The sequence below is a fragment of the Caulobacter sp. SLTY genome, from assembly GCF_009905535.1.
In the GTDB taxonomy this organism is placed as follows: Bacteria; Pseudomonadota; Alphaproteobacteria; order Caulobacterales; family Caulobacteraceae; genus Caulobacter.
Genome location: NZ_JAAALA010000027.1, coordinates 50294 through 59361, shown reverse-complemented (window position 1 = coordinate 59361; position 9068 = coordinate 50294). Strand labels below are relative to the sequence as shown.

The window sequence follows — 9068 nt, the reverse complement described above, 5'->3', positions numbered from 1 at the left end:
GGAGATTAGCGGCGGGGCGGGGAGGGGGGAAGGGGATTCAAACGGGTGTTTAGCCGCCGCCCTCGCAGTTCGTCGTCAGCCTCTCTTTGGGAGCGCTTTGCTGTAGAACTTCTTGGTTTTATCTTGGTAAAAATAGTGAAAACGTCGATCAATCAACTGGGCGCATTTTGTCAAGTTAAGTATAGCGTTCGCATTAGTCATAAGTCGCGCGTTCTCTTTAAACATAAGATGGTAGAATCCGGTCCAAAAGACGGCTGAGTCGTCGAAGGCTATCTTGCCTGCTGGGCCTGCTACTGAATGGCAGGAGCTCTTAGAAAATAGGGCCTTCGCGAATGGTGACGTGGCGGCCAGGCACGTTGAGAGAAAAAGGCGGCGCCCATCTAAGCACGAACCGAGAATGGACGAGAACTCTTCATTGTCCATGTCGTCAAAAGTAGTGGCAAAATTATCGATGTCGCCATGACATGATACATGTAGGTATCGATAAGAGCTTTCCTTAAATTCCTTTACGAAATGCTCAAGTTCTGTTCTTGTCCTGAGATATCTATATATAGGATTTTTTCCAGACATCTTTAGGCTCCTGAAAATAATCTCTCCTTCTCTGCGATGTTCTTCGTCGGGAATGTTCAGCGACTCTATGATGAAGACGTCCGGTTTAGTGAGGGTGGGTAGGCGTTTGGTCATGCTCAGGCACCGTCTTGGGCAAGCGGCAGGCTGTTGTGAACATTGGTTACAATGTAACCCTTTGGTTCGTCGTCGATCATTTGTGCATGGAGATCCACAATATAAGCAACGTCGGTAAGGGGATTGGTCTCTCCTCGCACCATCGCTTCTTTGGTATTTCCCTCGACCCCTGTTCTGAAATAGACGGGAAGTGCTCGAGGTGAAATTTCAGGAACAACAGCATAGTCTCGAGTCCGCCCCCGCTCTTTTCCAGGTCCACGGCTTGCACTATCGAAAAATAGCATCACCTCGAAGTGCGGCCTTGTATAGTGTCCACGAATAGTGTCGGACTCTATAGATAAAGCCCGATCCATATTGATGCTTGCCCGGTTCAGTTCGGATTCCGAAAATTCATATTCGATATAGGTGGCGCGATTTCCCTCGATCTTCTCAAACCGCGCTCTTTGAATTTTAAGCGAGGCCCCCGATTTCCCAACCAACGGTTTGATGAACTCGCGCAACTGCTGAGCGTCTTTCTGGTCCGGGGAATACTCTGAGTCCGCCGACGGCTTCGCCCTAGATTGCGACTGGTCTGGACTGATGAAGGATTTAAGGCCTGACCCCAGCCGTTTGGTGAAATCCGCTACGGTCACGGAGTGGCCGATTGCAGTCATTGCTTGGCCGAAGAATGGAGCGTATGGGGCGAGTTCCGCAATAATACTGCCTGACGAGACTCGCGTTACGTAAAGTTTTGATATTGCGTCTTCAGAGTTTGAGTAGTGGCGCTGATATAATGAGGATAGTGCTGAAAAGCTGTCCGCTAAGTCGTCTAGCGCGATTGGTTGGTCGCCGTGGTGCAACTCGACCACCAAGCGGAGTTCCGCAGGCTCTATTTCGAGATCAGCGCTACCAACCATACGCCTGCGCCCCCCCGCGCGAAACCAACCCAACTGTAGCGGTGAGTTGCGGTGTTGGCGAGCGGTGAATTCCTGGTGGCAGGGCGCTAGCTTAATTCGTCTGCGGCCTTCCTGCTCATCTTGTCTTGGGGCTCACCGAGGTCGGCGCGCTTAAACAACTGTCCGGTGGCCGCCCCACGCTGGGAGCTCCGTAGTGTCTTCCACGCTTGAATCTTCTGAGACGCTATTCCGATTTTACTTGGTTTTTCGGGCCAACTGGCGAGACCGCTAGGTCATGTCCTTCGGAGTCCGTTCAGTATGCATTAATTTGTTCCCGCTCAATGAGAAGCCGCCCTCTCGCCCTCGATACCCCTCCGCGCTATGCCAGGACCTCAGTCCCCGGCCCCCACGCCAAGACCCCAGTAGAGTACCCCATGTCCGACCCGGACGACCCCACCGGCCTGCTCGCCACGACCGATCTGGCCCACGTCCTGGAATCCGACCAGTTCCGCCAGTTCCTCGACCAGGCGCCCTTCGCCGTCGCGATCTCCAGCCTGCGGCCGGACGAGCACATCACCTACGCCAACCTCGAGTTCGAGCGCCTCACCGGCCTGACCGCCGCCGCGCTTGAGGGCCAGCCGTGGACCGCCCTCACGGGCGCCGCCACCCGGGATGGGCGACTGCTGGCTCAGGCGGTGACCGAGGAGACCGACTACCTCGGCGCCTTCGCCTTCGGGGCCGACGGCCCGGCCCAGGCGGTGGATGTGTGGAGCAACCTGATCCAGGACGAGACCGGCCAGGCGGTGTTCCGGATGATCGCCCTGGTCGCCGCCACCGAGCGCGGCGACCTCGACCTCACCGACTACGAACAACAGATCCGCGACAAGGACGTGCTGCTGCGCGAGCTGCAGCACCGGGTGGCCAACAACCTCCAGATGGTCACCGCCCTGATCCGCATCGAGGCCCGCAACGTCTCCAAGGCCACCGCCGACGCGGCCCACGACGACCGGTTCGACCGCCTCGCCGGGCGGATCGAGGCCATGGCGCTGCTCTACCGCTCCCTGTCGGGCGAAACCGCAGGCGACACGGTGGACCTCGGGACCTACCTCTCCGGAATCGCCTCGGCGGTGATGCAGGCCCATGCGGTCGAGGGCATCCACCTGAAGCTGGAGGTCGACAGCTGGCTGGTGTCGATCAACGTCGCCCTGCCGGCCGGTCTGGTGGTCAACGAACTGCTGACCAACGCCCTGAAACACGCCTTCGGCGACCAGGGCGGCACCATCACCCTCAAATGCCTGGTCGAGGAAACCGGCTGCCGCGTGGTGGTGGCAGACGACGGGGTGGGCCTGGCCGAGGGCGTGGTCTGGCCGCGCCCGGGCAAGCTCAGCAACCTGATCGTCCAGTCCCTGCGCCAGAACGCCCGCGCCCGCGTCGAGATCGAAACCGCGCCAGGGCAGGGCATGCGGGTCACCGCCCACTTCGCGCGGGAAGACGCGCTGGACTGAGGTCGACCGGTGGCGGCACGGTGTCGGCGCACAGGGCGCCCACCCCGGCAAATATACCCGTCATCCTAGGCCTTGTGCCTAGGATCCATGGATCGGCCGCCGTGAACGTTTGCCATGGAGGCGCGGCCGCGCCTCCACCCTGCCGTGAGAGCGGCGGTAAAATGGATCCTAGGCACAAGGCCTAGGGTGACGGCTTTTTGGGAGGGGCGCTGCCCTCATCCGGCGCTGCGCGCCACCTTCTCCCGGCAAGCAGAAGAAGGGTTCAGCGGGTTACCGCCGCGCTTTGCGCGCCGCGTACTTCGCATCCCGCGCCGCCTGGGCCTCGGCCTTGGTCAGGGCCTTGCGCTCCTTGCGCTCGCCGCGCTTGGCGTCGAGGGCCGCGGCTTCGGCCGCCGCCTGGGCGGCTGCATCGGCGGCGATCGCGTCCGCCTGAGCCTGTTTCTTGGCGGCCTTCTCGACCGCCCGGTCCTCACGCACCTTCAACAGCTCTTCGGCGCGCTTCTCGGCGCGGGGCTTCAGGTCGGGGTCGGTGACGGTGGGCTTGGGTTTGAAGCGGGCCAGCAGGGCCTGCTTGGCTTCGGCGGCGGTTTTCTGGCGGTCGGCGAAGCTGTCGCCCAGATCGTTTTTCATCAGGTCCTTGGTCGGAGAGGGTGCGAAGAGGCCGGCGCCGTCATCGCGGCGGCCAGAAAAACCCTCAGGGCTTATCGGTGTCGCCAAGTCGTCGGAAAGTCACCGCCCCGATTAAGCGGGGCAATGTGCGAGGCCCAAGGGTGGGTCTTTTCAGGCCCAAAGGCAAGGAAATCCGCAGATATTCTTGGCAGCGGGTTCGATGATCTGCTGAAAATCTTCTGGAGTAGCGCAGATCGCGGCCTGCGGCGGCAGGGTGGCCCGCGACGTTTGGGGCGTCCACATCGGTCCGGTTCGCGCTATACCGGCGCCATGATCCCCTGGCTCCACCTCGACACCGCAAGCATGCCCGGCGGCGGCGGAACCCTGCGCCTGATGCAGCGCGGCCAGGAGTTCTCCATCATGGCCGACGGCGGCATCGAGCTGATGAACAGCCGCCTCAGCGGCTCGGAGGAGGCGCTGGCCGAGCTTACCGCCGCCCGTCTGGCCGGGCGGCCCCGCCCGCGCGTGCTGATCGGCGGCCTGGGCATGGGCTTCACCCTGCGGGCGGCTCTGGCGGCGTTTCCGGACGGGCGGATCACCGTCGCCGAGCTGGTGCCGGAGGTCGTCGCCTGGGCGCGCGGCCCGATGGCCCACATCCACGCCGGCAGCCTGGACGATCCCCGCGTGACCGTCGCGGTCACCGACGTGGCCGCCGCGATAGGGCAGGGTGGCTGGGACGCCATCGTCCTGGATGTGGACAACGGCCCCGAAGGCCTCACCCGCCGCGCCAACGACCGCCTCTACGATCCCGCCGGCCTCGCCGCCGCCAAGGCGGCGCTGACCCCCGGCGGCCTGTTGGCGGTGTGGTCCTCGGCCCCCCACGCGGTGTTCAGCAGACGCGTCCGCCAGGCGGGGTTCGCGGTCGAGGAACTGAAGGTCAAAGCCGGCCCCGGCCGCCGCAAGGCCAGCCACGTCATCTGGCTGGCGGTGAAGGGGGACCGGTTGCGCCCCTAGCACTAGCTGTCCCACGCTGTCTTCGACCTGTCAGCGCGAATCTAAGCCGCCCAGCGACGCCGGTCCGGTTCCCGAGCTCCCACCTGGAACTGCCCGGTCAGCCGGGCCAGCTCCGCCGCCTTCTCGGCCAGCGCATGGCTGGCGGCGGTGCTCTGCTCGACCAGGGCGGCGTTCTGTTGGGTCATCTGGTCCATGGCGTTGACCGCGGTGTTCACCTCGGCCAGCCCGCCGGCCTGCTCACCGGCCGAGGCGGCGATCTCGCCGACCAGTTCGGTGATCGAGCCGACGTCGGCGGCGATCTGGGTCAGGGCCTCGCCGGCCTTGCCGACCAGCTCGACCCCCGACCCGACCTCTCGGCCCGAGGTGGCGATCAGCGCCTTGATCTCCTTGGCCGCCTCGGCCGAGCGCTGGGCCAGGGCCCGCACCTCCTGGGCGACGACCGCGAAGCCGCGCCCGGCGTCTCCGGCCCGCGCCGCCTCGACCCCCGCGTTCAGGGCCAGCAGGTTGGTCTGGAAGGCGATCTCGTCGATTACCCCGACGATCTGGCCGATCTGGCCCGCGCTGGCCTCGATCCTCTGCATGGCCGCGATGGCGCCGGAGACCACCTCGCCCGAAGCGGTGGCCCGCTCGCTGGTCCGATCGACAAAGCCCTGGGCCTTTTTCGACACCTCGGCGGTGCGCGAGACGGTGGCGGTGATCTCGTCCAGCGCGGCGGCGGTTTCCTCCAGCCGGGCGGCCTGGCTCTCGGTGCGGCGCGACAGGTCGTCGGCCCCGATGCTGATCTCGCCGGCCCCGCCGCGCATGGAGTCGCCAGCCTCGACGATGGCGGCCATGGTCTTGTTGAGGGTGTCCCCGGCGGTGTTGAAGTCGCTCTGCACCTGGCGGTACTCGGCCGGGAAGGGCCCGTCGATGCGATAGGTCAGGTCGCCCTTGGCCACCGCCGCCAGAGCCTGTCCCAGGGCCTCGACCGCATGAGCCTGCTGCTCACGCGCCTCCCGGCGCTCGGCCTCGGCCCTGGCCGCCGCCTGTTCGGCCTCGGTGATGTCGCTGGCCAGCTTGACCACCTTGGACAGCCGCCCCTCGGCCTCGAATACCGGGTTGTAGGAGGCCAGCAGCCAGACCTCCCGCCCGCCCTTGGCCAGCCGGTGGAACTTGCCCGCCACGAACTGGCCGCTGTTCAGGGTGCGCCAGAATTCGCGGTACTCGTCGCTGGCCGCGAACGCCGGCTCGGCGAACAGGCTGTGGTGGCGCCCGACCACCTCCTCGGCGGTGTAACCCATGGCCTGGTAGAAGTTGTCGTTGGCCCGCAGGATATGGCCGTCCGGCGTGAACTCGATCATCGCCTGGGACCGCGACAGGGCCTCGATAATGGCCGCGGCGCCGGAGTCGACGGACTTCGGCTTCGATTGTCCGAACACGTGTCACCCCTAAACTGGATCAATCGCCCCGAACTTCGGAGATGATGCTTAAAGACGCCTTAAGGTAGCAGTGCCCAGATTGAGCTACCAAAGATACGCAAAATGAGGACTTGCCGACCGTTGCGGAAAGTCGCGAACGTTTGTGCAGCTTGGAGGAAACCATGAACGACCGTGTCACCGTCGATATCCAGGGCGGCGTCGCCGACGTCCGCCTGGTCCGGATCGACAAGATGAACGCCCTGGACGACGCCATGTTCGCGGCCCTGATCGAGACCGGCGAGCGGCTGAAGGCCGACCGCTCGGTCCGCGCCGTGGTGCTGTCGGGCGAGGGCCGGGCCTTCTGCGCCGGGCTCGACATGGGCAATTTCGGTAAGATGGCGTCCGGCGCCCGCAAGGGCGGCGAGGGCCTGGTCGATACCCCGCGCACCGAAAGCGGCGCCAACCGGGCCCAGAACGCCGTGATGGTCTGGCGTGACATTCCCGTGCCGGTGATCGCCGCCGTCCATGGCGTGGCTCTGGGCGGCGGCTTCCAGCTGACACTGGGGGCCGACATGCGGTTCGTGGCGCCCGACGCCAAGCTGGCGGTGCTGGAGATCAAGTGGGGCCTGGTGCCCGACATGGCCGGCATGGCCCTGCTACGCGGCCTGGTCCGCGACGACATCGCCCGCGACCTGGCCTACACCGGCCGGATCTTCTCGGGCGAGGAAGCCGCGCAATACGGCATCGCCACCCGCCTCTGCGCCGACCCCCGCGCCGAGGCCCTGGAAGCCGCCCGCGAGATCGCCGGCAAGAACCCCGCCGCCATCCGCGCCAACAAGCGGCTGCTCAACCTCATGGCCGATGGCGACCAGCACGCCATCCTGCTGGCCGAGAGCGTCGAGCAGGGCGCCTTGATCGGCTCGCCGGGCAATGTCGAGGCCGTGATGGCCAACATGGAAAAGCGCGCGCCGGTCTTCCAGGACTGATCTACACTGAGCCGGAATCGGGCCAGTCACGAACGGGCATGCGCACTTCCGAACTGAAGACCGCCGCCCTGGCCATGGCTCCCACCGTCTCGGCGGCGGCGGCTCTGGTCGGGGGCGGCCTGTTACTGGCCTCGGGCGCCACCCCGACCGATCCGGAACGGGTGGCCCTGCTGCTGCGCATCGGCGCCCCGGCGGTGGTCGAGGCCAGCCACTTCGTGTCGTCCCTGCTCGGGATCCTGTTGATCCTGCTGGCGTTCGGCCTGCGCGCCCGCCTCGGCGCCGCCTGGGCCGCCGCCGTCTGTTGCCTGGCGCTGGCGGCGGCGTTGGCTCCGTTCAAGGGCATCAACCTGGAGGAAACGGCGGTCCTGGTCGTCCTCCTGGCCCTGGTCGCCCCGTTCCGCGAAGCCTTCCCGCGCACCGCCCGCCTCAGCCGGATGGAGATCACCCCCGGCTGGCTGCTCTCCGCCGCCGCCGCGATCGGCGGCGCGGCCCTGCTGGGATGGTGGTCGTTCCGCAACACCGGCTACGGCGAGGGTCAGGTCTGGCGCGCCCTGTTCGACGCGGATGTGGAGCGGGCTATCCGCTCCTCGATCGGGGCGGGGGTGCTGCTGCTGGGCGTTGGCGTCTGGCGCCTGTTGGCCACCCCGGCCACGCCCGGCGTCGCGGGTGAGGACGACCCGGATTTCGCCCGCGTCCGCCACATCCTGGCCCATGCCGAGAGCGCCGAGCCGGAGTCCAACCTGGCCCTGCTGGGCGACAAGCGGTTCCTGTTCTCCGAAAGCGGCGAGAGCTTCCTGATGTTCGGTGTCCGGGGCAAAAGCTGGGTGTCGATGGGCCCGCCCGTGGGCCGCCGCGACGAGCACCTGGAGCTGCTCTGGCGGTTCCGCGAGATGGCCGACGCCCACGCCGCCCGTCCCGGTCTTTACGGCCTGGAACCGGAGGATTTGGCCGACGTCATCGAGCTCGGCTTCTTCATCCAGAAGACCGGCGAAAGCGCCCAGCTGCCGCTCGAAGGCTTCTCCCTGGCCGGCCGCCGGCGCGAGGTGCTGCGCCGCAATTGGCGCAAGGCCGGCGAGGCGGGGGCGACGTTCGAGGTCGTGCCGCCCGGCACGGCGCCGATGGACGAACTGCAGCGGATCTCCGACGCCTGGCTGGCAGACCACTCCGGCGGCGAGAAGAGCTTCTCCCTCGGCGGCTTCATTCCCCGCTATGTGGCCGAGTTCCCCATCGCCCTGGTTCGCGCCGAGGGCCGCATCGTCGCCTTCGCCACACTCTGGCCGACAGCGGCAAAGACCAGCCTGTCGATGGACCTGATGCGCTATGGCGCTGACGCGCCCAAGAACATCATGGATTTCCTGTTCGTCGAACTGCTGAACTGGGGCAAGGAGCAGGGCTACCTGGCCTTCGACTTCGGGGTCGCGCCTCTGGCCGGGCTCGACGACCGGCCGCTGGCGCCGATCATGAGCCGGGTCGGCCGGCTGCTCTTCGAGCGGGGCGAGGACTTCTACAATTTCCGTGGGGTGCGCCGGTACAAGGACAAGTACGACCCGCTATGGCGCCCGCGCTACGTGGCCTGTCCGCACAAGTGGCAGGCGCCCTTCCTGCTGGCCGATATCGGGCTGCTGTCCTCGGGCGGCCTGGTCGGCTTCACCCGTCGCCCGAGGCGGGAGGTCAACGACTGACCACGCCGCCGATCAGTGTCGCCAGATGCACGGCCATCATGGCCACCCCGGCCGCCGAAACGACCATGATGACCCGCCAGGGGATCATCCGCGGACCCTTCACCAGGTTCGGCGGCAACGAGCCCCGCCAGCCGGCGAAGAGGGTCATGGCGGCCAGTCCGGCCAGCAGCGACAGGGTCAGGGTCATCGACATGGGCCGCATGTGTAGCGGCCCGAGCCGCTACGCAAGGGGAGGGCGGCGATCGGCCTCGGCCCGGTGTTTTCAGGCCACGGTGCGACGCTCCGCCATCCGTCCGATCAACGATTTGTTAACCAT

The 9068-nt window shown here is 65.9% G+C and carries 8 protein-coding genes; 4 read left to right on the top strand and 4 right to left on the bottom strand.

Annotated elements, in window-relative coordinates; translation table 11 throughout:
- Nucleotides 1-686: 686 nt before the first annotated feature.
- Nucleotides 687-1535, bottom strand: a complete 849-nt coding sequence (locus GVN21_RS15275; protein WP_166575615.1) for a hypothetical protein — start codon at nucleotides 1533-1535, stop codon at nucleotides 687-689.
- A gap of 458 nt (nucleotides 1536-1993) precedes the next feature.
- Here GVN21_RS15275 and GVN21_RS15270 point away from each other — a divergent pair, with 458 nt between their 5' ends.
- Complete coding sequence (locus tag GVN21_RS15270) at nucleotides 1994-3064, top strand: histidine kinase dimerization/phosphoacceptor domain -containing protein (RefSeq protein ID WP_166575614.1); 1071 nt, start codon at nucleotides 1994-1996, stop codon at nucleotides 3062-3064.
- Between the two features lie 270 nt (nucleotides 3065-3334).
- On the opposite strand, the gene GVN21_RS15265 is transcribed toward GVN21_RS15270, so the two are convergent.
- Nucleotides 3335-3694, bottom strand: coding sequence for a DUF6481 family protein (locus GVN21_RS15265; RefSeq protein ID WP_166575613.1), 360 nt, complete (start codon nucleotides 3692-3694; stop codon nucleotides 3335-3337).
- Nucleotides 3695-4003: 309 nt separating this feature from the next.
- On the opposite strand from GVN21_RS15265, the gene GVN21_RS15260 reads away from it, so the two are divergent.
- The gene (locus GVN21_RS15260) at nucleotides 4004-4687 is read left to right on the top strand and encodes a hypothetical protein (RefSeq protein ID WP_166575612.1); all 684 of its coding nucleotides are present in this window, start codon (nucleotides 4004-4006) and stop codon (nucleotides 4685-4687) included.
- A gap of 41 nt (nucleotides 4688-4728) precedes the next feature.
- Here GVN21_RS15260 and GVN21_RS15255 read toward each other — a convergent pair whose 3' ends face one another.
- Entirely contained in the window at nucleotides 4729-6105 is a 1377-nt protein-coding gene (locus GVN21_RS15255; protein ID WP_346764275.1) for a methyl-accepting chemotaxis protein, read from the bottom strand.
- Nucleotides 6106-6266: 161 nt separating this feature from the next.
- Between GVN21_RS15255 and GVN21_RS15250 the strand changes: the two genes are divergently transcribed.
- Nucleotides 6267-7070: a crotonase/enoyl-CoA hydratase family protein gene (locus GVN21_RS15250; protein WP_166575611.1), complete on the top strand. Its 804-nt coding sequence runs from the start codon at nucleotides 6267-6269 to the stop codon at nucleotides 7068-7070.
- Nucleotides 7071-7108: 38 nt separating this feature from the next.
- On the top strand, nucleotides 7109-8752 hold the full coding sequence (locus tag GVN21_RS15245; RefSeq protein ID WP_166575610.1) for a bifunctional lysylphosphatidylglycerol flippase/synthetase MprF: 1644 nt from the start codon (nucleotides 7109-7111) through the stop codon (nucleotides 8750-8752).
- On the opposite strand, the gene GVN21_RS15240 is transcribed toward GVN21_RS15245, so the two are convergent.
- A complete protein-coding gene (locus GVN21_RS15240) occupies nucleotides 8742-8954 on the bottom strand; it encodes a hypothetical protein (RefSeq protein ID WP_240902962.1) in 213 nt (70 codons plus the stop codon). The genes GVN21_RS15245 and GVN21_RS15240 overlap by 11 nt on opposite strands.
- Nucleotides 8955-9068: the final 114 nt, after the last annotated feature.